Raw genomic sequence first — 23,512 nt, forward strand, 5'->3', positions numbered from 1 at the left:
ATGTCTGATTTTCCCATCCTGAGGAAGCCCGTTGCCGTGTTCGACGCCGGCATCGGCAGCTATGCGGCCGTGGCTGCCTTGCAGCGTGCGCTTCCGAAGCAGGACCTCATCTATTTCGCCKATCGAGCAAGCTTTCCCTATGGCGGCAAGAACCGGCAGGAGCTTCTCGATACCATGAAGCGAACCCTCGCCTTCCTGGCGCGCTTCGATCCCGCCGCGATCCTCGTCGCATCCAATGCACCTTCGATCACCGTTCTGGACGATCTGAAAGACATGATCGCCGTGCCGGTGTTCGGGGTGCGTCCACCGGTGAGGGACGCGTTGCAACAGGCGAAGGGACGACACGTCGCGGTTCTCGGCGTGAAGTCGCTGGTCGAAAGCGCGGAGATGCGCGCCTTCGCAGCGACAGAGGCGGGTGATGGCGTCGATCGCGTCCACCTCGTCAACGCCTCTCCGCTGGTGGAGTTGGTCGAGAGCGGCGCGTTTATTTTCGACCAGGCCGATGTGCAACGACAGGTCGACGCGTTCGTCTCCGCACTCGATTCGCAACATGCCGATATCGGAGCGATGACGCTCTCCAGCACGCATCTTCCGTGGCTGCGCAGCTTCCTCGAGCGCGCCGCGCCGGGGCGACCGCTGCTCGACCCGCTTGAGAGTGCACTAGGTGCGATCGGCCCGGTCGCTGTCGAGGGACAAGGCCAGCTTCTGGGATTGGTCACCGAGAACGATCGCTACACGGCAAGCGATTTCCAGCGCATGCTCGAGCGGCTTGGGGTGGTGCTGACACTTCACGTCGTCCCGCGCCTGACCGAGGATTGATCAGACCGGCACGGAACGTGGCGCCAGAGCGGCCAACTGCTTTGCCAGAACGTCGCTGAGCGTACGGGGGAAGCGGCCCGCGAGACGAGCGACATCGCCGGTGACGACGTCGAAATCGCCGGCCACAAAGCGCTTCTCGATATCGATCATGGCCTGGACGTATTGCTGGGGCACGCCGGCCTGCGCCATCCCGCGGCGCAGCTGGGCCTCGTCGAGCACGACGAAACGCATCGGCTTTCCTGCGATGTCCGCCAGCAACGCGGCGCGCTCCGCACCGGTCACCACGGCTGGCCCGGTCGCACCGTAGATCGCGCCGGCATGCCCTTCGCCAAGCAGGATCCCCGCCGCCGCAACCGCGACGTCATCCCGCGACACGAAGGCAACACGACTCTCGCCGAGCCCCGCAAGGATTCCCGACGCGAGCGACATCGCCGCCACCTGGGCAAAGGACTCGGCGTAATAGTTCATCCGCAGGATGGTCCACCGTGGCGCTGTCCGCATCAGGTGCTGCTCGCCGGTGAAGTACGACGCGAACATCTCGGCTGCGTCCACGGCGCGGGTCGCCGCCGAAGACATCATCACGATCTGGCCGACGCCCGCGGCGACCGCCGCATCGATCGCGGTCACGAAATGCCGGTCGCGCAGGCCCGGCCTGGTGTCGGAACTCGGGATGATCAGGAGGCGATCGAGGCCGCGATAGGCCTCCGCCAGCGTCTCGGGCCGGTCGTAGTCGCCATGCTGCCGCACGGCGCCCGACCGAACGGCTTCCGGCGTTCGAGAGATGCCGACGATGTCATGGCCACCGCCTCGCGCCATCAATTCCGCCACGACGGCCTTGCCGAGATGACCGCTTGCACCACTGACGCCGATCTTCATTCCGATATCCCATCTATCGTTACGCACAATTTGTTCGTTACAAGATGGCCGGCACCGGATAGCCTCGCAAGAATGCACAATAAGGTGCGCCACGAACAAATCTGATCGTGCCGCGACGATGATGGGACCAGCGATGAAGCGCGCCAAGCTGCAGCCCGGAATGGCAAGACCCGGATGGGACGATCCGGAGGATTGCCGCGCCGTGCTGCAGGTGCTCGACCGCATCGGCGACAAATGGACCGTCATGGTGGTCGGCGCGCTGGCCGATGGGCCGATGCGCTTCAATGCCATCCAGCGCCTGATCGGCGCGTCACATCGCATGCTGACATTGACGTTGCGCGCGCTGGAGGCGGACGGGCTCGTGAATCGGACGGTCTATCCGACGATCCCGCCGAAGGTCGAATATGAATTGACCAGGCGCGGACGCTCGCTGATCGCGCCGTTGCAGACGGTCGCCGCCTGGGCCAAGCGCAACCGTCGCGCCATGGAGACCGCGCGGGCGAAATTCCAAGCGAACAAGACGGCAGCCCGCTGAACGCCGCCTGGCGGCGCCCGGACCGCCGGCCGACGCCGCCTATGCCGGCAGCACGATCACCTTCGTCTTGACCGGCGTTCGCGAATAGAGGTCGAGCATGTCCTGGCTGAGGAGGCCGGTACAACCGCTCGTAATGCCGTTCCCGATCGTTTCGGGGTCGCTGGTGCTATAGATCGTGTAAAGCGTGTACACCCCGTTTTGATAGAGGTAGAGCACGCGGGCACCAAGTGGATTGTCGAGGCCGCCCGGCATGCCACGAGCATATTTGCCCGCCTCCGGCTGGCGCGCGATCATCTCCTTGGGTGGCGTCCAGGTCGGCCATTCGGCTTTCCGCCCGACATAAGCCTCCCCGCTCCACCGGAACCCATCGCGGCCGACATTGGCGCCATAGCGGGTCGCGTTTCCCTCACCTTCGATGCGGTAGACATAGTACTTGCTGGGATCGACGATGATCGTACCGGGCGCCTCATCGCTGTCGTACTTCACTGTCTTGCGAAAATATTTCGGATCGACCTTGCGAACATCGACCGCAGGGATCGGGAATTTCTCGTCGGGCACGGGCCCGTAGAGTTTCTCCGCCTCGGCAAGGGTCATGTAGTCGGATGCGCAACCAGCCAGGCTCAGTGCGGCGAGACCGGCAGCGGAGCCGAACAGAAACGCCCGGCGGTTGACAAGCCGCGAGCGATGACCAGGCAGAGCCCCCTCACCCATCGCGCCGGCGTCGGCAATTCCACGGTCCATAAACATGATTTCGGATTTTCCCTTATCCCGTTGCGCGGCCGGAGAAGACTTTGGCATACAGTAAGAAGGTGGCGAAAAAGTTCTTCGTCGGTCGAGGCCGAAACCTTGACCAACAGACGGCCTTGTGAGGCTCGCCCGAGAACAATGCGAGAACTCTCCTCTTGAATGCTGCCGACCTATCGCTGCATTCGCCAGGGCGTTCCTCGGCAAAACGCACGCCCATTTGGCCCATATCGTCGAACCGCGGCATTCTTCCGCGTGTCGGCTCACGAGGGTAAACCGGACGCCACCGAGCATCCGCACGATCGACGCAATCGACCCGATGCGGACACATGCGGCATCAGACTGGCGTACCAGCCAACGCGTCAGGTGCAGATCAGCCGTAATGGTCGAATTCGCTCAGGGCAATTCGAACCTCCCGCGCGAAATCAACCAGCGACACGATGAAGGCGATCACCGAGACAATGAAGAGGATGGCAACGCCACGCTCGTGCTGAATTTCAAAGAACGCGCTCACAAACGCCACGACGATCAGGATGCCGATCGAAATGCTGGCCAGCACTGACCAGAAGATGGCGCGATTGAGCATGGCTGCGCGTCGCATGAGACGAGGCAGATCGGTCTTGAGCCTTGACCTCGCGTCCTGGTCGGGGATTCCGTTCAGGTAGATCGTTCTGTCGATGATCCTGTTCATGCGAGATATCAGCACGGCGATGAAGGCGGCCAACGCTCCGAGAAGAAACGCCGGAGCGGCTGCCTGCGAGATGACGTGCGAGAGCTGACCGACCGATGGAGTGACTGGTAACATTGGCTCCGACCTGAGATTAGCGACCCGTCGCAATTTTTAGGCAGTATCATATCGGCCTCCCGTTCGGCCGTCCTCGGCATCCGAGTAGTCGCTCGCAGTTTACGCTCGCTTTGCGCGATGTCCTATGTAAAATCGGAGCAGCGAGAACGCGGCGGCTCGCTCAACGCCAGGGGGAACGCGATGTCGAGCCTTGCCGTCGATCTGTGGCCCCGATCGCTGCGAATAGCCCTGATCGGGATCGCAACCGCCGCCTGCATCACCGGAGGATGGCTTGCCTATCGCTATTTCGCCAAGCCGGTTCATCTCACCGTGGCCGCCGGCTCGGTCGATGGTGAGGCGCTGTCGCTGATCTCTGCCATCGCAGCCCGCCTGGCGGCATCGAACGCACACACGCGGTTGCAAGTCGTCGACAGCCAGACGTCAGCCGGAGCATCGGAGCTATTGGCCTCGGGTAAGGCGGATCTTGCGGTGGTCCGCGGTGACACGGCAGGCCTCGCAGATGCAAGAAGCGTCCTCCTGCTGACGCACGGCGTCGTTCTGATCATGGCGCCCTCGAACGCAAGCGCCGATAATCTTGGCGATTTGCACGACGCCACCATCGGAGTTGTCGGCGGTCCGATCAATCGACCAGTCGTCGACGCGCTGAAGCAAGTCTATCAATTCGACCGCACCAAGGTTCGCTTCCATGATGTTGCGGTGACAGAAGGCGCGGCGGCGCTATCTTCCGGACAGGTACAGGCGCTCCTTGCCGTCGTGCCGGTTACCGAGAAATATCTGGCGAAGGCGCGGCAATTTTTCCGCGGGGCCGGCGCGAAAGGCGCCGCTCCCGGGTTGATTGAAATCGAATCGGCCGGCGCGGTCGCCAATGTCGCGCAATATTATGAAAGCTATGACATTCCCAAGGGCACCTTGCGGGGAGCGCCGCCCGTTCCATCTGACGACCTGACGTCGCTGCGGGTGTCATTCTTTCTGGTCGCCAACAAGTCGGTGGACGCCGACACCATCACCGACCTGACGCAGTCCCTCGTCGATGTACGGCGGGATCTGCTGTCGCAATACCCGATACTGGCGCAAGCCGCCGCGCCCAGCACAGATACCAACGCCTTGATTCCGATTCATCCGGGAGCAGCCACCTATTACAACGGAAACCAGCAGAGCTTCCTCGATAAATATGACGACAAGCTTTATTACGCGTCGCTCCTGCTGGGGTCGCTGATCTCAATCGTTCTGGCCGCATGGCGGTTCGCGAATTCCGGGGGCGGATCGAAAAGCATGCTGGAGCCGTTATACGCGCTTGGCGATGAGATCAGGAATGCGAAGAGCGAGGCCGAGCTCGACGAAACTGAAAAGCGCATCGACGACATTCTGAAAGCGGAGCTTGTCCGGAACGCCAGCGGGGATGGTGCCGAAAACAGCGAATTGACCGCCCTCGGCCTGGCCGCGCAAAGGCTCCATCATTTGATGCAACAGCGGCGAACGGCGCTTCGCAGCCCTTCATAGATCGTTGCTACTTCGTCACGATCCGCCGTGTTGGTGTCACAGTGCCGGTCGGCGCCACCGGAGAGAGCGAGAACGTCAACCAAGTATTCCAGCCGGATGGCCGATTGGCCGCATCGAATTCACCGTATCCTTTCAGGTTCAAATAGCCCTGCATGTCACCGACGGGAAACAGGAATCCGACTTGCGGACCGACACCAAGGACGCGTGAGCGGAAACCGCCCAGCACAGGATTCTGTCCGAAATCGTCGGTGACCTGCTGATACGCATATCCGACTAGACCGACAAAGAGCTGTTTTGAGAGAAACTGCGAGGCACCCCAGTCGAGGTGAAAGTCGATACCGTTCTGATACTGCGTGTCCGGATTCTTGAAATTGTAGGTGAAGCCCGCGACCGCGGAAAATTCGTGCCCAGTCTCCGGATTGAAGTAAGTGTAGCCACCGCCGCCATCGATGGCGCCGTGACCGATCCCGAGATTGGCGAGGCGTGTCGGACTATAGGCGCCGACCGGAACGTCTCCGGTCACATAGGTCATGAAATTGTGGGCGCCGGCGTTCCACTTCAATGTTGCTTGCGGATAGAGATCGCCGACCGAGGTGATGGAATCGCTGATACTTCCAGTTTGAGTAATGAAGACCGGTCCCAGGCTCTTTGTGAGTGTCCCGCTGAGGTCGGCGGCCGAGCGGCCGAACAACCCGGTCAGCCCGATCGCAAATTGTCCGCCCAGCACCGGAGAAGCAAATGTGTAGGTAGGGTTGAGAATTACGAGATCGCCCTGCGCGTTCAGGTTCAGATTCAGGTTGACGTTTACGCTCGCGGGAATTTTGCCGATTGTAATTTCTCTCGCCGCAGCAGTAGCGCCTGAGGCCGATACGGAGGTGTGATAGTATACCTCCGCCATCGACCATCCCGGCACCGTGGGGGCTGCTGCGAGGCTGCCAAAGCGGCCGGGGAGCCAATAGGAAACGCCGCCTTCATCGGCGCGTGCGAAGTCGGACCAGGTTGCGGACATCGCCAGGATCACTCCAACGGCCGGGCAGACCAGCCGACGACGAGACTTCCGCTTCGCAATGCACTGCTTCATTGCTCGCCCCCTTGCCTTCATGTCCGCTTGCGACGGTACACTAGCGTGCCTCAGGACGTCTCACCCTAAAGTAGCGCGCCGAAAAGATCGGTCCACGTTGTGGCGCTGGAGTTACATCATAGGCTGACTAGCGCGGCGCCGGCGACTGGAGAGCGGGGGGCCGGCTGCCTCATCGCGACTTCGCGGCCCTGTACTGAACGGTGCCGGGTCGATCGCAGACAGCACGACGTCCCTCTTCATCGGCACGTTCGGCTTGATCGAGACTGCGACAATTTGTCATGTCACGGTCAGTGACACGTCCACGACGTTACCGATTACCGCCGCGCGGTCCGACTGCGTGAGGGTAAGAGCGCGAGCAATGTCGCGGGAATGAATGCGCGGGTCAGCAGCTCCACTGAACGACTCCAAAATATGAAGACCTGCATCACACCCCGAGGATGTAGAGGCACAGAATATATCGACGGCTGGACCCCATTTTTAGCTCGTGCTAATCTCTTTCCCGCGGAGGTAGCCGAAGCATCACCCCTTCGATATCAACCTTAGGCTGCAACCCCACGATCTTTGATTTCAGCGACCCTTTTCGACTCCGCCGACACCATCCTGCGCGTTGACTGCACGATATTGCATATTTCCGCGTCCATCTCTCGCATCGGAGCGAGTGTACTAAGACGACGATCGAACTTCCTCGAAGAACAAGGAGTCGATGCCATGCACGTCGCAAGATTGAATCAGATTTTCGGATTGTTCGCGCTGACCACCGCTTTGCGGGACTGACGCAGCGCTTTCCCAAAACGCGGCATCGCCGCCAACCACGAAGACGATCGGCACGCCGACCTGCCAGGACCATCGCTTCCCGACATCACACCAGTACAGTTTCAGTACCGTTTCCCCACCAAGATGTAAGGAGATCGTTCCCATGAACCTCACCCGTCGTAACGTAACGATTGGCGGCCTCAGTCTGCTCGCCAGCACCTCCATGAGCACAATGGGCCGGGCCGAGTTCGGTGACCTTCTCGGCATCGGTGAGGACTTCGAGGACTTCGCGCTCGCTACCGACGCCTACATCTTCGGCTATCCGCTGGTGACGATGGAGATGACGCGCAGGGTCGTCACCAACGTTGCGGCGCCGGAGGGAACGCGCGCGCCGATGGGCCAGATCATCAAGCTGCGTCAATATCCCAACGCGTCATTCCGGGATGTGACGGCGCCGAACGCCGACACGCTTTACACCACGTCGTTCTTCGACGTCGGCAAGGAGCCGTGGGTACTCAGTATCCCCGACATGAAGGGCCGCTACGCCCTGTTTCCGATGCTGGACGGATGGACCACCGTGTTTCAGGTGCCGGGCAAGCGGACCACCGGCACCGGCGCGCAGACCTATGCGATCACGGGCCCTGGATGGAAAGGCACGCTGCCGGCCGGCGTGAAGGAATACAAGTCGCCGACCAGCATCGTGTGGCTGCTCGGCCGCATCTATTGCACCGGCACGCCGGAGGATTACGCCGCGGTCCACAAGCTGCAGGACGAGTGCAAGCTGGTGCCGCTCAGCTCCTTTGGCAAACCCTACACGCCGCCCCCGGGCAAGGTCGATCCGTCTCAGGACATGAAGACGTCCGTACGCGATCAGGTCAACCGCATGGATGCGGTGGCCTATTTCACGCTGCTCTGCAAGCTCATGAAGGACAATCCGCCCGCCGCGGCAGATGCACCGCAGCTCGCCAAGTTCGCCCGAATCGGAATCGTGCCGGGGCAGGATTTCGATGCGAGCAAGCTCAAGGCGGATTTCGCCAAGCGGATTCCGGAAATCGGCTTTGACCGGATCATGCTTCAGTTCAAGATCAACAAGGACGTGAAGGACGAGAACGGCTGGGCTTTCACGACCAAGACCGGCATCTACGGTACCGACTACCTGATGCGGGCACTTGTTACCGCCATCGGACTCGGCGCCAACAGGCCGCAGGACGCCGTCTATCCGACGTCGCTGAAGGATGCCGAGGGTCACAAATACAGCGGTGGTAGCAAATACGTCATGCACTTCCCAAAGGGGCAGATGCCGCCGGCCCAGGGCTTCTGGTCGGTGACCATGTACGATGCCTCCTATTTCTTCGTGGCCAACCCGATCAACCGTTACTCGATCAGCGCACGCGAAAACCTGAAAACGAATCCGGACGGCTCGACCGATCTCTACATCCAGAAGGACTCACCCGGAAAGGACAAGGAATCCAATTGGCTTCCTGCGCCGGCGGGCGATTTCATCCTGATGATGCGGTTGTACTGGCCGAGCGAGAAGAACCCTTCGATCATCAACGGGTCTTGGAAGCCTCCGGCAGTGAAGAGAGCCGACGCATGAGGCAGGTTAGCGTCGAGCGACGAGGGGCTCTCTTCGCGGAGAGCCTATCCTCGTCAGGTGTTCCGGGGCTGCTTCGAGCGCAATGGCGGCTCCAACGTCATTGATCTGAATCAATCGGCATTCGTCTCCGCCGTTGTTCGCTTAACTTGCTTCAGGTTTCAGCGGAGCGAATTACCGGCATGAGCTTCCAGTCGGGCAAAAAGCAAAGAGGTGCATTCATGAATGTGACTGATCGACGTTCCCTTCTCGCCGTCGCCCTTGCCGTAATGACTTGCTTCACAGCGGCTGCACCGGCAAGGGCGCAATCCGTATCGCCCGCGGAAGCGCAACAGATTGCCACCGATGCCTATGTCTACGGCTATTCGTTGATCACGACTGACGTGACCCGCGTACAGATGAGCAACGTGCCGAAGGTAGAGGGATTCACAAGTCCCACCGGTCAGTTCATCAACGTTCCCCGCTATCCGCCGGCGGATTATCGCGGCGTTTCCGCACCTAACGCGGACACTCTGTATTCCGTTGTCTGGCTCGATCTCACCGAGCCGCAAGTGTTCAGCCACCCCGACATGGGTGACCGCTTCTATCTTTTCGAGATTACTGATCTCTGGATGTCGGATTCCGAGCACTCGCCGAGCAAGCGCACGGCCAGTGGAAAGGCTGCCAACTACCTCTTCACCGGCCCGGGCTGGAAAGGCGAAGTGCCTGCGGACATGAAGCACTTCCCGATGGCGACGCGCTACATGGTCATTCTCGGCCGCACCTACGCCGACGGCAGCGAAGCTGACTACAAGACCGTTAACGCGCTGCAGGCGCAATACAAGATCACGCCGCTTTCGGCCTGGGGCAAGGCGTACACGCCAGTTACGCCGCCGGTAAATCCCAATCCGGGCTTCAGCATGACCGACAAGCCGCAGACGGTCATTCTCGCCATGGGGACGGAGGGATACTTCAACCTGATGGCCAAGCTCATGGCAGCGGCTGCGCCCGCGCCAGCGGCCGACGCACCGATGCTCGCGAGCATGGCGAAGATTGGCATCGTGCCCGGCAAGCCGTTCGAGATGAACAAGCTCGACCCGGCTGTACAGGCAGCGCTGAAGGACATTCCCGAGACAGCTCTGAAAAAGATCGAGGCCAACAAGGAGAACCTCGGCGGGATCGTCGATGGCTGGTCGATCACGAAAGGTCTCGGCACCTACGGTCCCTCCGATTACATGAAGCGAGCGGTGGTAGCGGCCTTCGGTTGGCCCGCCAATCAAGAGCGTGATGCGGTCTACCCGAACACGGAGAAGGACTCGACGGGACAGAAACTGAGCGGTGCAAACAAGTACACGCTGACATTCGCAAAGGATGCGACACCGCCTGTCAACGGCTTCTGGTCGTTCACCATGTACATGATCGACCAGGGCTGGTGGTTCGTTCCCAATCCGCTGAACAGGTTCACCGTCAGCATGCGCGACAATCCGAAGTTCAACCCGGACGGCTCGCTGACCCTCTACTTCCAGAACGAGTCGCCGGGTGCTGACAAGGAATCGAACTGGCTGCCGGCGCCGAAGGGCGATTTTGTCCTGATGCTGCGAATGTACTGGCCGAAGGACACTCCGCCTTCGATCATTGACGGGAGCTGGAAGGTGCCGCAGGTGACCAAGGTCGGCCCATAGCCACGAGTATCGATTTACCTGGCTCACTGAACTCGGGCGCTGCGGAGAACGAGGGTAGCAGCGCCCGGAACTAGGCCGTGCACCCATAAACCGGCCTATGACGCGACCAAGGTTACGTCTGTTTTGCCCCTGTAGCGACCAAGTTCGTGCACGGCGCGATATGTCGCGATGGGCCAATACAGACGTGCCTGAATTGCGGATATTTGCCTGCGGCGGTCAGAGGGATCGCGGAGTTGTCGGAATTTGCACCGACGAGAGGAAATGCGACAATCCGACCTGACGTTGCCGTGTCGAAGACCGGCAACTGACGGCTCCGTTGCATGAGTTTGTTTTCGATATTTCGGCAGCGCCCCTTCAAACCAGGTTTAGATCCTTCGGCTTGATGCCGGTGAAGATGCGTTCGAGGCTCGCCTGCTGCAGGCCGTAGACGTGCTGGATCAGGCCGGCGAAGAACGCCCGGTAGTCGGTCAGAACGGGATAATCGCGGTTCTGGAACAGCGTCGCCTGTGCGACCTGGACCTGCTCGCCGGCCATGCGTCCGCCGTTGACGCCGCCGCCCATCACCCAATAGACGCTGCCATGGCCATGATCGGTGCCGCGGTCGCCGTTCTCGCGGAATGTGCGGCCGAATTCGGAGATCACGACCACGACCGTGTCGCGCCACATCGCCGGGCCGATCTCCTCGGAGAAGCCGGCAAGGCCCCTGCCCAGTTCACCGAGACGGTCGGCGAGATAGCCGGTCGCCGCGCCTTGGTTGACATGGGTGTCCCAGCCGCCGACGTCGACGAAGCCGAGGTTGAACTGCTCGCGCATCAGACGGCCGATCCGCCGCGCCGAGAGTTCGAAGCCGCGCGGCGAGACCGCGCCGCGGTTCGCCGCCATCATCTCCTCGGAGACCGATTTGTAGACGTCGTCGCGGACGCGAAAGCCTTCTGACACCGAATTGGCGAGATCGCCCTTCGCATACATCTCCCGGATCAGCCGCGCCTGCCGGTCGTCGACACCCGGCTTGCTGACGCTGGCGATGCCGATGTTCGGAATCTGGGTCTGGCCGCGGAAGATCAGCGGCAATTGATCGGTGAAGGAGATCGGCTTCACCCGCGTCAGCTCGGTCGCCAGCCGGCTCATGAAGCCGGAGCGATAGTCGCGGCTGCCGCCGACCGCCTGCCCGAGCTCGATCGTGTCCTGGGTCTCGAAATGGCTGCGCGAGAGGTCGTCGCTGGTGCCGGCGAACGGAACGAAGGCGATCTCGCGCCTGGCCCATAGCGGATAGATCGAGTCGCGCAACGCCGGATGCAGCCCCCATCCGGCGTCGAGCGCCAGCGCCGCGTTCGGATTGCCGGCGTCGGGCCGCGCCACCGCAAGCGTCGGCCGCGACGCGTAATAGAACTCGCTGCCGACCGGCACGACCACATTGGCGGCGTCATAGGCGCCGCGCAGGAACACCACGAGCAGGCGCGCGTCGGTCGCGGGCGCAGCCCAGACCCGGCCGGCAAGCGTGAGCGAGGTGGAAGCGGCGAAGGCCTTGATCAGTTCGCGGCGGTTCATTGGCGAACCTCCCTTTCAGTGCATAAACTCCGGTGACGACAGAAACAGCGTGTTCCAGTCCTGCGGCGAGACCGCCTGGTCGAGCGCGGCGAGCGTGGTCGGGCTCAGCGTCTGCCTGATGTTGCTGAAATAGAGCCCGTTCATCACAAGCGGAAACGCCGGTTGGTCGACGGCATTGGGCTCGTTCGGCTTGAACAGCCCGGCCGAGCCCGAGCCGATCGCGCGCGCGATCTCGAAACGCAGCATCATCTGCCCGGGACCGTTCCAGGCCGCCGACAGCATCGAATAGCCGTCCGGCGTCTCGTGGTTGAACAGACCCTCGGACAGCCGGTTGAGCCAGCCCTGGATCGGCAGCGTGTTGAGGATGACCTTGTTGTCGTAGGCGAGCCGCACCGACGACATCACGTAGAGCATCGGGTCCTTGAACTTGGCGCCGCCCTTCAGGCTCGCGGCGAACTCCGGCGCATGAACCAGCGTCGACATCACGGCCGCGATATCGCCGTCGGTCTTCTGGAAGGTCTGCGCCATCTGCTGCACCAGCGCGGGCGGCGGATTGTCCGACACGAAATAGGTCGCCAGCTGCTTTGCGATATGCGTGGCGGTCGCAGGATGACGGCACAGGATGTCGAGCGCCTCGTCGACCTCGGCGAGGCCACGGCCCTTGATCTGATGGCCGAGCAAGGTCTTGTCGCCGAAATCATGGCGCGCCGGATTGAACTCGAACGCACCCTCGCGGACCAACTGCGATTGCAGCTCGGGCTTCAGCTTCGGATCCTCCGATTTGAAGTCGATGCCGACACCGGTGAGGATCCGCGCCAGTGCCTCGACGTCGGCCTGGGTGTAGCCGGAGCCGACGCCCATGGTGTGCAGCTCCATGATCTCGCGGGCGTAGTTCTCGTTGAGGTGACCGGCCGCGTTATCGGCGTTGTCGAGATAGCGCAGCATCACCGGATGATGCAGCGTCGCCGACAGCAGGTTGCGGAACTTGCCGAGCGCATTGGCGCGGATCGCGCGGTCCTCGTAGTCGCCGACCAGCACGCGGATGTTGGACTTGTACTGGTGGACATTGAAGTGGTTGAACCAGAACCAGGTCAGCCGCTCGCGCAATTGGTCCGGCGCATAGAGCGCGTGCAGGATGGTGCGCGCCGCGGCCTGCCTGGCGCGGTCGTTCATGGCTTGCTGATAGACCTGTTGCGCCGCCTTTTTCTGCTCGGGATCGGCGACCTGGTTGGCGGATTTGCCCTGCTGGTCGAACGAGGCGGCGATGTCGAACGGGAAGCGATGCACGTCCGGCATCGCTTCGATCTGCTTCTGGACCGCGGCCGGCAATGCGGCGCCAGCCGGATGCAGTTGCTCCTGCAACCAGCGCTCGGTGCCGATCTCGCGCAGATGCGCCGCGCTGGACGCGTTGACGCCCCAGGTCAGGCGATCGAGCAGCGCGATGTCCTGCGCCGCGAGTTCGGCCGCCCGCACCGGCTGGTGCAACGCCACCAGCCCCGCGATCGTACCGACGATGAGTTTCGCGATTGTCCGCGATCCGAGTATGGCCGTGATGCTCATGAAGGCTGACCTGCTCGGCTCATGGTGTCAGGCCCTCAATGCTTGCATTTGCCGGGAGGGCATGCCGGCGCCGCCCGCGCCGGCGCGGGCCTTGGCGGAGCGGCCGGCCGTGGCGGCGGTGCCACGCGCTGCGCCTGCATCGCCGGCCGTGGCGGCGGCGCGGCGCGCGGAGCCGGCGCTGGTGCCGGACGCGGCGCAACGGCTGCGGCGCGCGGCGGCGGCGCTGCAACATGCGCCGGCGCGGGCCGAGAGACCGGCGGCGGCGACACCGCGGCACGCGCAGGCGCCGACCGGGCAGCCGGCGTCGGCCGGGCCGGGGTCGCGCGGCTCGCCGGCGACGGCGCCGTTGCGGGCTTCACGTTTGCAGTCGGCGCAGTCGCGGCATGGTTGAGCTGTTGTCTTCCCGGCCGGCCTGCGGTCGCGGGCGCGGCCGGTGCATTCGTCGCAGGCGCAGCGCCCGGCTTGGCCGCAGTGGCCGGTTGCGCATTGGCCGGCGCCATGGCTGTCGCCGGCTTGGCGGGCGTCACCGCATTCGGCTTTGCGCCAGGCTGGGCAGCATTGGGCTGCGCGGCACCAGGCTGCGCGGTGCCCGGCTGCACGGCGCCATGCTGCGGCGTGGCATTGGCCGGCGCGGTCGCCGACTGCGGCAGCGGCGGGCCATTCTTGGCGCCCGGCAAGGTATGCGCACCCGGCGCGCCCATCGCGTTCGGCGTGGCCGCGTTCGGTGCAGCAGCCGGAGCTCCCATGGCTGCGCCTTGTGCAGGCGTGACGCCTTGCGGCGCGCCCGGTCGCGTCAGATTGGCGCGCTGCATCGCCGCGGCCGGCAGTTGCGGTGCCGCCGTCACCGGCGCGCCGCCCATCGCCGCCGTCACCCCGGCCGCATGGAGTTGCGCCGGCGTCGGGTTGGGATTGTTGATGACCGTGTTGATGACAGTCGTGTTGTGGATGTTGTTGAACACGATGTTGTTCTGCGGCGGCACCACATAGGCTGGTGCTGCGACATAGGCCGGCATCGCCACGAAGAACGGCGTCGGCAGCACGAACAGGCCGATCGGCGGCGGCGGTGGCGGCAGCACGACGAAGTCCGGCGGCGGCGGCGGCAGGAAGAAAACCGGCGGCGGCGGGGGCGGCGCGAAGGCGAACACCGGATCGCTGTAGTAGAGCACCGGACGGTCGACATAGACGATCTCGTCGGGCGGCGGCGGCGGCACGTCATAATCGAGCACCGTGAACTGTGCCGGCGGCTCCAGCGCGGCCGACAGATAAGCGAGCCGGCGCCTTGCGTCGTAGGCATGCGGCCCGTGCGGATAACGCCGCAGATATGACCAATACGCATCGGTCGAGTCGGCGTTGTAGGTGCGCCGCCAGGTGATGGCCTCGCGCCGCGCCGCCACGATCGCGCGCACCCGCTTGGCCTGCGGATCGTTCGGATAGGCCTGCAGGTAGTCCTCGTAGCCCTGCAACGTGTCGCGCTCCAGCGCCGCCGCGTAGGCATCCTGCGCCGGGAAATCGCGGATCGGCTTGGTGCGCAGTCCGGCATCGACCTGCTGCGGCGGCGCATCCGGCTTGCGCTCGAAGAACATGAAGGGCGCGTCGACCTTCTGCGCGTTCCACGGGATCTCGGCGCCCTTGGTCATCTCGTTGACGCGCAGGCGAACGCGGTCGAACACCTCGGGCAGGGTCAGGCCGCCGGCGCGGATCATTTCCGCCAAGGCCTGCGCGTAGGGCCCATAAGGCGGCGCCCCGTCAGGCGCGACGGTGCCCGGCGCGGAGTTGAAGGCGATCAGCATCTTGGGATCGGGATCGACCAGCGCCAGGCCACCGGCCAGCGGCTGGCCATCCTTGGCAAAGGGATTGCTGCGCGCCGCATCGAGCACGATCACGCCGGCCTTGATCGGCAGCGCCGACAGCTGATGGCTGTAGTCCGAGATGCGGATCGCCTCGACCGGCACGTCGGTGTCGCGGGCGATCTTGGCGTCGACCGGCACGAAGTAGTTCTCGCCGATGAGCTGCACGCCGTAACCGGCGAGATAGACGACGGCGACGGCGTTGGGCCCGGCGTCCTGCACCTTCTGGATGAAATCGCGGAACGACTTGCGCAGCGTCTCGGCGTCGAGATCGCGCGCGCCGATCACGTCGAAACCGGCGGCCTGCAAGGTCTGTGCGATCAGCCCGGCATCGTTGGCGGCGGTCTGCAGCGCGCCGGCCTCGTAGGCGCCATTGCCGACGACGAGGGCAAGGCGCTTCTCCTGCTGATCCTGCGCATGGACGGGGAGCGATGCGAACGACAGCAGAGCGACAATCAATGCCCACAGAATGCGCGCCATAGCGGTCGTCCTTTTCTCTTCAGCAATTCGCGAGTTGCATGGAAATGCTACCTCTGTGAACCCGCGCTGAACAGGATTACGGCAATTGTGGCAATCCTTGGTTTGCCCGGTCTCGGGCACGGTGGAACTTGCTTCCCCGGCCCGCGCTATCAGGCGATATTGCGCGGATAAAACTGACAAAAAAGGAGCACCCGATGCCGATCGCCGGACAAGGCATGTTGCTGACATCGATGGACATCGACGGCTTACACGAGGCTGAATTCAATCGCTGGTACGACCGCGAGCATCTCGAAGAACGCGTCGCCATCGACGGCTTCCTGGAAGCCCGCCGCTATGTCGCCCATGACGGCAAAAGTGGTGACGGCAAGCCGAAATATCTCAGCCTCTACTCCACCGCGACCTTCAAGGTGCTCGAGAGCCCGGCCTACCGCAAGGCGCTCGCCAACCAGACCGACTGGTCGAAGGCCAACATCGCGCGCTTTCAGAACATGATCCGCGGCGTGGCGCGCATCACGATCAGCCGCGGCGTCGGCCGAGGTGCAGCGCTCGGCATCATCCGCCTGCGCCCGCCGGCCGAGGGCGCCGACAAACTCCGCGCTGCATTGCGGGAGCAACTCGATCCAGCCGCGCGCGACGGCATCATCTCGATGCACCTGCTGGAGAACGACCCTGACCTGTCGAAGCCGCTGACGCCGGACGCCGACAAGGCCGATCCCGGCGCCGGCGACTGGTTCGTGCTGATCGACGCCACTGACGTTGGCGCGGTCCCTGCCGCCGCGGCAGCCGTCACGGGCAATGCAGCCTTGAAGCCGCTCGTGGTCACCAGCGGCGTCTACAGACTGCTGTGGGATATCGCGAAGAGCGATCTTCCGCGCGCGTGACGTGTCATCAGCGCAGTGCGGCGATGCAGATCATGCTGCACCGCCGCATAACGCAATCGAGATTAACGCTACACGCGCATCAGCCGCGCGAAAGCGGATGGTCGGACAATTTAGCCTTTGCCTTCTCTGGAACGGCTCTAATAAGATAAACCTATGATCCAATTCAAAAACCAGAACAACGCCACGTGAGCGTTCGTCGTCAACGATAAGGCCGCGCGGGTAGGCATTTTCGCGCGGGTCAAAGGTAGGAATGAAACCGACTGATATCTCGGCGCCGGATTACTTTCATAAAGTAGTCGATTGCCAATGGGCCTGTCCCGCACACACCCCTGTTCCCGAGTACATCCGGTTGATTGCTGACGGGCGTTACAGCGACGCCTACATGATCAATTGGCAGTCCAACGTGTTCCCGGGAATTCTGGGCCGTACCTGTGACCGTCCATGCGAGCCGGCCTGTCGCCGCGGTCGCGTCGAGGACAATCCGGTCGCGATCTGCCGCCTCAAGCGCGTCGCGGCCGACTTCAAGGACGACATCAAGCATCGGCTGCCGAAGCCGGGCCCGAAGAACGGCAAGCGCATCGCGCTGGTCGGCGGCGGTCCTGCCTCGCTCGCCGTGGCGCGCGATCTCGCGCCGCTCGGCTATCACTGCACCGTGTTCGACGGCGATCCCAAGGCCGGCGGCATGATGCGCAGCCAGATTCCGAAATTCCGCCTGCCCGACAGCGTGATCGACGAGGAGACCGACTACATCCTCAACCTCGGCGTCGAGTTCAAGGGCGGCCAGCGCGTCGACAGCCTGAAGCAACTGCTCTCCGAGAACTACGACGCGATCTTCGTCGGCAGCGGCGCGCCGCGCGGCCGCGAACTCGACATTCCCGGCCGCAAGGAAGCCGCCGCCAACATCCATATCGGCATCGAGTGGCTCGCCAACGTCTCGTTCGGCCATGTCGACAAGATCGGTCGCCGCGTCATCGTGCTCGGCGGCGGCAACACCGCGATGGATTGCTGCCGCACCGCGCGCCGCCTCGGCGGCGAGAGCGTCAAGGTGGTGGTTCGCTCCGGCTTCGAGGAAATGAAGGCCTCGCCGTGGGAGAAGGAAGACGCCATCCATGAGGACATCCCGATCCTCAACTACATGGTGCCGGTGGCCTTCAAGCTTGTCGCCGGCAAGCTGATCGGCGTCATCTTCCAGAAGGTGCGGGCCGAATATGACGAAAAGGGCCGCCGCAATCTGGTGCCCTCGGGCGAGCCGGACGAGACGATCCCCTGCGACGATGTGCTCGTTGCGGTAGGCCAGGAGAATGCGTTCCCCTGGATCGAAGCCGATTGCGGCATCGAATTCGACAAGTGGCACATGCCGAAGGTCGACCCCAAGACGTTCGTCTCGACCAATCCGAAGGTGTTCTTCGGCGGCGACGCGGCGTTCGGCCCGAAGAACATCATCTGGGCGGTGGCGCACGGCCACGATGCCGCGCTCTCCATTCACAAGATGCTGTCCGGCGAGGACATCAACGAGCGCCCGCTGCCCGAGGTGCACGTCTCCTCGCAGAAGATGGGCATCCACGAGTGGAGCTACGACAACGACATCTCCGCCGACAAGCGCTTCAAGGTGCCGCATCGCGACAAGGTGGTCGCGCTGAAGGACATCCGCGCCGAGGTCGAGCTCGGCTATGACCTCAAGCTCGCGCTCGGCGAGGCGCAGCGCTGCCTGAACTGCGACGTGCAGACGGTGTTCGCAGCCCCGCTCTGCATCGAATGCGACGCCTGCGTCGACATCTGTCCGATGGACTGCATCAGCTTCACCGAGAACGGCGAGGAGGATGATTTGCGGCAGCGCCTGAAGGCGCCCTCGCCGCATCACGACCAGGCGCTCTACGTCTCCGGCGACCTGAAGACCGGCCGCGTCATGGTGAAGGACGAAGACGTCTGCCTGCATTGCGGACTGTGTGCCGAGCGCTGCCCGACCGGCGCCTGGGACATGCAGAAGTACCTCATCGATATGGTTCAAGCGGGATCAACATGTCAGTCCAAAGCCCGATCAGCAGCGTAAACGACTTCGTCGTCCGCTTCGCCAACGTCAACGGTTCGGGCTCGGCCTCCGCCAACGAACTGTTCGCGCGTTCGATCCTGCGCCACGGCGTGCCGGTCTCGCCGCGCAACATCTTCCCCTCCAACATCCAGGGACTGCCGACCTGGTATGAGGTGCGCGTCACCGAGGACGGTCATCTCGGCGCCCGCGGCGGCGTCGACATGATGGTGGCGATGAACCCGCAGACCTGGGACAAGGATGTCGCCTCGATCGAGCCCGGCGGCTACCTGTTCTACGACTCGACCAAGCCGATGCCGACGTCGAAATTCCGCGAGGACATCACGGTCATCGGCGTGCCGCTGACCGCAATCACCAATTCGACCTACACCGATCCGAGACAGCGCCAGCTGTTCAAGAACATCATCTATCTCGGCGCGCTCTGCGCGCTGCTCGATCTCGATCCCAAGCTGGTCGAGCAGCTGATCGGCGAGCAGTACAAGGGCAAGGAGAAGCTGCTCTCCTCCAACGTCCACGCGCTGCATCTCGGCCGCGACTGGGCGCTGCAGAACCTGAAATGCCCGCTCGGGCTGCGGGTGAAGAAGTCCGACAAGGTCGGCGACCGTATCTTCATCGAGGGCAACAGCGCCGCCGCGCTCGGCGCCGTCTATGGCGGCGCCACCGTCTGCGCCTGGTATCCGATCACACCGTCATCCTCGGTGGCGGAAGCCTTCACCAGCCACTGCAAGAAGTACCGTCACGATCCCGAGACCGGCAAGGCGAAGTACGCCATCGTGCAGGGCGAGGACGAGCTGGCCTCGATCGGCATCGTGATCGGCGCCTCCTGGAACGGCGCGCGGGCCTTCACCGCGACCTCGGGCCCCGGCATCTCGCTGATGACCGAGTTCATCGGCCTGTCCTATTTCGCCGAGATCCCGGCCGTGATCATGAACATCCAGCGCGCCGGCCCCTCGACGGGCATGCCGACCCGCACCCAGCAATGCGACGTGATCGCCTGCGCCTATGCCTCGCACGGCGACACCAAGCACGTGCTGCTGTTCCCGGAAGATCCGGCGGAAGCCTTCGAGTTCGCCGCCGCCGCCTTCGATCTCGCCGAGCGGCTGCAGACCACGATCTTCCTGATGCTCGATCTCGACATCGGCATGAACCACCGGCTGTGCCGCCCGCTGAAGTGGGACGATGCCAAGCAATATGACCGCGGCAAGGTGATGACCGCGGAGATGCTCGAGGAAGGCCGCGACTTCGGCCGCTATCTCGACGTCGACGGCGACGGCATCCCCTATCGCACCTATCCGGGCACGCATCCGACCAAGGGCTCCTACTTCACCCGCGGCACCTCGCGCGACCGCTATGCGCGCTATTCCGAGGAAGGCGCCGTCTACGCCGACAACATGCAGCGCCTGGTGCGCAAGTTCGAGACCGCGCAGGACATGGTGCCGCGCCCGCTGCAAGCCAATGCGGCGAAGCCGACCAAGTACGGCGTGCTGTATTTCGGCTCGACCTCGCCCGCGATGGACGAGGCGATCGGGATTTTGGAGGCGCGCGGCCATCAGCTCGACCGCATGCGCATCCGCGCCTTCCCGTTCCACTCCAGCGTCGCGAGCTTCATCGCCGATCACGATTTCGTCTACGTGGTCGAGCAGAACCGCGATGCGCAGCTCCGCCAGTTGATCGTCAACGAGAATGGCATCGACCCCGTCCGCCTTGTGCCGATCCTGCACTATGACGGCACGCCGATCACCGCGCGCTTCATCGCCAACGCGATCGGCGACCACCAGGACCACCTCAAGGTGACCCCTCTCCGCAAGGCCGTGACATGACCTACATTGCAAAGCCGAAGTTTCATCACCCCGGCCTGAAGAAGAACGAGCTGGGCTATACCCATCGCGACTACGAGGGCAAGATCTCGACCCTGTGCGCCGGCTGCGGCCACGATTCGATCACCGCCTCGATCATCGAGGCCTGCTACGAGCTGTCGATCGAGCCGCACCGGGTGGCGAAGATTTCCGGCATCGGCTGCTCGTCGAAGACCCCGGACTATTTCCTCGGCAATTCGCACGGCTTCAACTCGGTACACGGCCGGATGCCGTCGGTCCTGACCGGCGCCAACCTCGCCAACCGCGACCTGATCTATCTCGGCGTCTCCGGCGACGGCGACTCAGCCTCGATCGGCTTCGGCCAGTTCGCGCATTCGATCCGGCGCGCCGTCAACATGACCTACATTGTCGAGAACAACGGCGTGTACGGCCTGACCAAGGGCCAGTTCTCGGCGACCGCCGACCGCGGCTCGAAGTCGAAGAAGGGCGTCACCAACACCGACAACGCGATCGACCTGGTTGCGATCGCGTTGCAGCTCGGGGCCACCTTCGTGGCGCGCTCCTTCTCCGGGGACAAGACGCAGTTGGTGCCGCTGATCGCGGCTGCGATCCGGCACAAGGGCGCCTCCTTCATCGACGTCATCAGCCCCTGCATCGCCTTCAACAACCACGCCGGCTCGACTAAAAGCTTCGATTATGTTCGCGAGCACAATGATGCGGTGAACCGGCTCGACGTGCTGGTCGGCCGCGAGCCGATCAGCGTCGACTATGCGCCCGGCACCGTGCAGGTGGTCGAGCAGCATGACGGCTCCAGGCTCGCACTACGCAAGCTCGATGCCGATTACGATCCGCATGACCGGCTCGGCGCGATGACATTCCTGCAGAAGCACGCGGCCAAGGGCCAGATCGTCACCGGTCTGCTTTACGTTGATCCGGACGCCGAGGACCTGCACACCCATCTCGACACCGTCGAGACGCCGCTCAACACGCTGGACGAGCAGGCGCTGTGCCCCGGTTCGGCCGTGCTCGACAAGATCAACGCCAGCCTACGTTGAGCACTCATTCTCGCCGGATGCGCGGCAAGGATGCGCAACAGACTCCGTGTCGTCCGTGCGAAAGCAGGGACCCATAACCACCGATGCAGATTGTCGAGCTACGCTGGAACGACGAGTCCCGTTCACGACAACAGCCGCGGCGTATGGGTCCCTGCTTTCGCAGGGACGACAGCGGAATTGGCGGCCGCTAGGTGTTGCTCAGCCGAGCACTCATGCTCGCCGTCGCAATGTTGCGGCAAGGATGCGCAACAGACTCCGTGTCGTCCCTGCGAAAGCAGGGACCCATAACCACCGATGCAGATCGTCGAGCTACGCTCGAACGACGAGTCCCGTTCACGACAACAGCCGCGGCGTATGGGTCCCTGCTTTCGCAGGGACGACAGCGGAATTGGTGGCCGCCAGGTGTCGCTTAGCCGAGCACTCATTCTTGCCGTCGCAATGACGCGGCAAGGATGCGCAACGACCTCTGTGTCGTCCCTGCTCCCGTGCGCAATTGCGCACTAGGCAGGGACGACAGCGGAGTCGGTGACGGCTACTTGTCGCTCAAGACGTCGCCGAACAGCGCCCAGGACTTGCCGTCGAACCGCGCCATCTGGATCTGGCGGATCGGCGTCACATTGTCGGGCTCGGTCTGCACCTTGATGCCCGGCAGCAGCATCGGCAATTCGAGCGCTTTCAGGTTGGTCGCCTGCTTGATGATGTTGGCGCGGCTGTAATCGCCGTTGCAGTTCTTCAGCACCGCCGTCATCACCTGCGCGACCGTGTAGCCCTGCACATTGAACAGATCGCCCGCGCTCGCATTGGGCTGGTACTTCTTCATCCAGGCCGCAAACTCCTTCTGCGCGGGATCGTCGGCCCAGCGCGGATCGGTCGGATCCTTCAGATAGAGCCCGGTCACGACGCCGATGACGTTCTCGAGCCCGGCCGGCTCGAGCACCGCGGAGACGGAGTTGGAGACGGTTGGCAGGATGGTGAGCGGCTTCCAGCCCATGCTCGCCGCCTTGCGTAGCGCCTGCGCCGCGAATTTCGGCGTCGCCTCGGCGAAGAACACGTCCGCACCGGACTCGCGCATCGTCACCATCTGGGAATCGATGGTCGGGTCGGTCGTGAGGTAGGTGGTCTCCGCGACGATCTGGCCGACATGCTCGCCGAGCCCGTCCTTGAACCCCTTGAGATAGTCCTTGCCGGCGTCCTCGTTCGGCGTGATGACCGCGATCTTCGCATCCGGCTTGGTCTTCAGGATGTACTTTGCGTACAGCCGTCCTTCGAGCTCGTAGGTCGGATTGAAACCGACGGTCCACGGAAACTGCTTCGGGTCGTTCCAGCGCGTCGCGCCTGACGACACGAACAGCTGGGGGACCTTCTTGATGTTCAGGTACTTCTGCACCGAGATGTTCGGCGCGGTGCCGACCGCGCTGAAGATCGCGAGCACCTCGTCCTGCTCGACGAGCTTGCGGGTCTGCTCCACCGTCTTCGACGGTGAATAGGCATCATCGAGACTCTCGAAGTCGATCTTGCGGCCGTCGATGCCGCCCTGATCGTTGAGCATCTGGAAATACGCGGATTCGGCGCGCGCGATCGTGCCGTAGGCCGACGCCGGGCCGCTATAGGGCGCGGTGTTGCCGATCTTGATCGCTGAGTCCGCTGCAACGGACGTTGAGATTGATGCGGTCGTCAGCGCGGTGAAGGCGAGAACGCCCGCCAGGCGAGAACGAGTTGACAAGGGCATATCCTTTTCTTGGTTTTCTTGACGCGGCGCACCTTATCAATCGCGCCCCCGCAGGCAATCACCAAGACCACTCCGCATGCCGGCCATCACGTTCGAGCAGAACATGATGGACTTCGAGAGCCTCGAATGTTGCCGTGATGTTCATGATGTGAGCCTTCGATAGACATGAAGGTTCACCGA

Annotated in this window: 18 protein-coding genes; 9 read left to right on the forward strand and 9 right to left on the reverse strand. The window is 63.2% G+C overall.

Annotation, left to right across the window (positions count from 1 at the left end; translation table 11 throughout):
* The gene (locus BI327_RS33995) at positions 1 to 819 is read left to right on the forward strand and encodes a glutamate racemase (protein WP_245335013.1); all 819 of its coding nucleotides are present in this window, start codon (positions 1 to 3) and stop codon (positions 817 to 819) included.
* Here BI327_RS33995 and BI327_RS34000 read toward each other — a convergent pair whose 3' ends face one another.
* Positions 820 to 1,695: an SDR family oxidoreductase gene (locus tag BI327_RS34000; protein WP_076865732.1), complete on the reverse strand. Its 876-nt coding sequence runs from the start codon at positions 1,693 to 1,695 to the stop codon at positions 820 to 822. It lies immediately after the preceding gene.
* A gap of 160 nt (positions 1,696 to 1,855) precedes the next feature.
* Between BI327_RS34000 and BI327_RS34005 the strand changes: the two genes are divergently transcribed.
* Entirely contained in the window at positions 1,856 to 2,230 is a 375-nt protein-coding gene (locus tag BI327_RS34005; RefSeq protein ID WP_245335014.1) for a winged helix-turn-helix transcriptional regulator, read from the forward strand.
* Positions 2,231 to 2,269: 39 nt separating this feature from the next.
* On the opposite strand, the gene BI327_RS34010 is transcribed toward BI327_RS34005, so the two are convergent.
* Positions 2,270 to 2,977 (reverse strand): L,D-transpeptidase, encoded by a 708-nt coding sequence (locus BI327_RS34010; RefSeq protein WP_076865734.1) that lies wholly within the window; start codon positions 2,975 to 2,977, stop codon positions 2,270 to 2,272.
* Positions 2,978 to 3,347: 370 nt separating this feature from the next.
* The gene (locus BI327_RS34015; protein ID WP_076865735.1) at positions 3,348 to 3,779 is read right to left on the reverse strand and encodes a DUF2721 domain-containing protein; all 432 of its coding nucleotides are present in this window, start codon (positions 3,777 to 3,779) and stop codon (positions 3,348 to 3,350) included.
* Between the two features lie 180 nt (positions 3,780 to 3,959).
* Between BI327_RS34015 and BI327_RS34020 the strand changes: the two genes are divergently transcribed.
* Entirely contained in the window at positions 3,960 to 5,279 is a 1,320-nt protein-coding gene (locus BI327_RS34020) for a TAXI family TRAP transporter solute-binding subunit (RefSeq protein ID WP_076865736.1), read from the forward strand.
* Between the two features lie 7 nt (positions 5,280 to 5,286).
* Here BI327_RS34020 and BI327_RS34025 read toward each other — a convergent pair whose 3' ends face one another.
* The gene (locus tag BI327_RS34025; RefSeq protein WP_245335021.1) at positions 5,287 to 6,288 is read right to left on the reverse strand and encodes a SphA family protein; all 1,002 of its coding nucleotides are present in this window, start codon (positions 6,286 to 6,288) and stop codon (positions 5,287 to 5,289) included.
* A gap of 735 nt (positions 6,289 to 7,023) precedes the next feature.
* Positions 7,024 to 7,278 carry a hypothetical protein gene (locus tag BI327_RS42010; RefSeq protein ID WP_143271737.1) on the reverse strand — a complete coding sequence of 85 codons (255 nt, stop codon included), beginning with the start codon at positions 7,276 to 7,278 and terminating at the stop codon, positions 7,024 to 7,026.
* On the opposite strand from BI327_RS42010, the gene BI327_RS34030 reads away from it, so the two are divergent.
* Both BI327_RS34030 and BI327_RS34035 read left to right on the forward strand, forming a co-directional pair.
* Positions 7,277 to 8,710: a DUF1254 domain-containing protein gene (locus tag BI327_RS34030; protein ID WP_076865738.1), complete on the forward strand. Its 1,434-nt coding sequence runs from the start codon at positions 7,277 to 7,279 to the stop codon at positions 8,708 to 8,710. The genes BI327_RS42010 and BI327_RS34030 overlap by 2 nt on opposite strands.
* A 218-nt stretch (positions 8,711 to 8,928) precedes the next feature.
* Complete coding sequence (locus BI327_RS34035; protein WP_076865897.1) at positions 8,929 to 10,368, forward strand: DUF1254 domain-containing protein; 1,440 nt, start codon at positions 8,929 to 8,931, stop codon at positions 10,366 to 10,368.
* A gap of 354 nt (positions 10,369 to 10,722) precedes the next feature.
* On the opposite strand, the gene BI327_RS34040 is transcribed toward BI327_RS34035, so the two are convergent.
* The 3 genes from BI327_RS34040 to BI327_RS34050 are packed head-to-tail and all read right to left on the reverse strand — an operon-like array spanning position 10,723 to position 15,803.
* Positions 10,723 to 11,916: a DUF1501 domain-containing protein gene (locus BI327_RS34040; protein ID WP_076865739.1), complete on the reverse strand. Its 1,194-nt coding sequence runs from the start codon at positions 11,914 to 11,916 to the stop codon at positions 10,723 to 10,725.
* 15 nt (positions 11,917 to 11,931) lie between these two features.
* A complete protein-coding gene (locus tag BI327_RS34045; RefSeq protein WP_076865740.1) occupies positions 11,932 to 13,476 on the reverse strand; it encodes a DUF1800 domain-containing protein in 1,545 nt (514 codons plus the stop codon).
* A 35-nt stretch (positions 13,477 to 13,511) separates the two neighbouring features.
* Positions 13,512 to 15,803, reverse strand: a complete 2,292-nt coding sequence (locus tag BI327_RS34050; RefSeq protein WP_076865741.1) for a caspase family protein — start codon at positions 15,801 to 15,803, stop codon at positions 13,512 to 13,514.
* A gap of 194 nt (positions 15,804 to 15,997) precedes the next feature.
* Between BI327_RS34050 and BI327_RS34055 the strand changes: the two genes are divergently transcribed.
* The 4 genes from BI327_RS34055 to BI327_RS34070 all read left to right on the forward strand — a co-directional run bounded on the left by BI327_RS34055 (position 15,998) and on the right by BI327_RS34070 (position 21,603).
* On the forward strand, positions 15,998 to 16,684 hold the full coding sequence (locus tag BI327_RS34055) for a DUF4286 family protein (protein WP_076865742.1): 687 nt from the start codon (positions 15,998 to 16,000) through the stop codon (positions 16,682 to 16,684).
* Positions 16,685 to 16,934: 250 nt separating this feature from the next.
* The gene (locus BI327_RS34060) at positions 16,935 to 18,734 is read left to right on the forward strand and encodes an FAD-dependent oxidoreductase (RefSeq protein WP_076865743.1); all 1,800 of its coding nucleotides are present in this window, start codon (positions 16,935 to 16,937) and stop codon (positions 18,732 to 18,734) included.
* The gene (locus BI327_RS34065; RefSeq protein WP_076865744.1) at positions 18,704 to 20,551 is read left to right on the forward strand and encodes a 2-oxoacid:acceptor oxidoreductase subunit alpha; all 1,848 of its coding nucleotides are present in this window, start codon (positions 18,704 to 18,706) and stop codon (positions 20,549 to 20,551) included. Before BI327_RS34060 ends, BI327_RS34065 begins: the two co-directional genes overlap by 31 nt.
* Entirely contained in the window at positions 20,548 to 21,603 is a 1,056-nt protein-coding gene (locus BI327_RS34070; RefSeq protein WP_076865745.1) for a 2-oxoacid:ferredoxin oxidoreductase subunit beta, read from the forward strand. Before BI327_RS34065 ends, BI327_RS34070 begins: the two co-directional genes overlap by 4 nt.
* 532 nt (positions 21,604 to 22,135) lie before the next feature.
* Here the strand turns inward: BI327_RS34070 and BI327_RS34075 are convergent.
* On the reverse strand, positions 22,136 to 23,326 hold the full coding sequence (locus BI327_RS34075) for an ABC transporter substrate-binding protein (RefSeq protein ID WP_083742321.1): 1,191 nt from the start codon (positions 23,324 to 23,326) through the stop codon (positions 22,136 to 22,138).
* Positions 23,327 to 23,512: the final 186 nt, after the last annotated feature.

The sequence above is a fragment of the Bradyrhizobium mercantei genome, from assembly GCF_001982635.1.
Taxonomy (GTDB): Bacteria; Pseudomonadota; Alphaproteobacteria; order Rhizobiales; family Xanthobacteraceae; genus Bradyrhizobium; species Bradyrhizobium mercantei.

Bases quoted from the DNA above. Each gene is read 5' to 3' on its own strand.
- BI327_RS34055 (WP_076865742.1), top strand. From the start codon at position 15,998: ATGCCGATCGCCGGACAAGGCATGTTGCTGACATCGATGGACATCGAC.
- BI327_RS34045 (WP_076865740.1), bottom strand. From the start codon at position 13,476: ATGAGCATCACGGCCATACTCGGATCGCGGACAATCGCGAAACTCATC.
- BI327_RS34060 (WP_076865743.1), top strand. From the start codon at position 16,935: ATGAAACCGACTGATATCTCGGCGCCGGATTACTTTCATAAAGTAGTC.
- BI327_RS34040 (WP_076865739.1), bottom strand. From the start codon at position 11,916: ATGAACCGCCGCGAACTGATCAAGGCCTTCGCCGCTTCCACCTCGCTC.
- BI327_RS34035 (WP_076865897.1), top strand. From the start codon at position 8,929: ATGAATGTGACTGATCGACGTTCCCTTCTCGCCGTCGCCCTTGCCGTA.
- BI327_RS42010 (WP_143271737.1), bottom strand. From the start codon at position 7,278: ATGGGAACGATCTCCTTACATCTTGGTGGGGAAACGGTACTGAAACTG.
- BI327_RS34005 (WP_245335014.1), top strand. From the start codon at position 1,856: ATGGCAAGACCCGGATGGGACGATCCGGAGGATTGCCGCGCCGTGCTG.
- BI327_RS34070 (WP_076865745.1), top strand. From the start codon at position 20,548: ATGACCTACATTGCAAAGCCGAAGTTTCATCACCCCGGCCTGAAGAAG.
- BI327_RS34050 (WP_076865741.1), bottom strand. From the start codon at position 15,803: ATGGCGCGCATTCTGTGGGCATTGATTGTCGCTCTGCTGTCGTTCGCA.
- BI327_RS34065 (WP_076865744.1), top strand. From the start codon at position 18,704: ATGTCAGTCCAAAGCCCGATCAGCAGCGTAAACGACTTCGTCGTCCGC.
- BI327_RS34010 (WP_076865734.1), bottom strand. From the start codon at position 2,977: ATGTTTATGGACCGTGGAATTGCCGACGCCGGCGCGATGGGTGAGGGG.
- BI327_RS34020 (WP_076865736.1), top strand. From the start codon at position 3,960: ATGTCGAGCCTTGCCGTCGATCTGTGGCCCCGATCGCTGCGAATAGCC.
- BI327_RS34000 (WP_076865732.1), bottom strand. From the start codon at position 1,695: ATGAAGATCGGCGTCAGTGGTGCAAGCGGTCATCTCGGCAAGGCCGTC.
- BI327_RS34025 (WP_245335021.1), bottom strand. From the start codon at position 6,288: ATGTCCGCAACCTGGTCCGACTTCGCACGCGCCGATGAAGGCGGCGTT.
- BI327_RS34015 (WP_076865735.1), bottom strand. From the start codon at position 3,779: ATGTTACCAGTCACTCCATCGGTCGGTCAGCTCTCGCACGTCATCTCG.
- BI327_RS34030 (WP_076865738.1), top strand. From the start codon at position 7,277: ATGAACCTCACCCGTCGTAACGTAACGATTGGCGGCCTCAGTCTGCTC.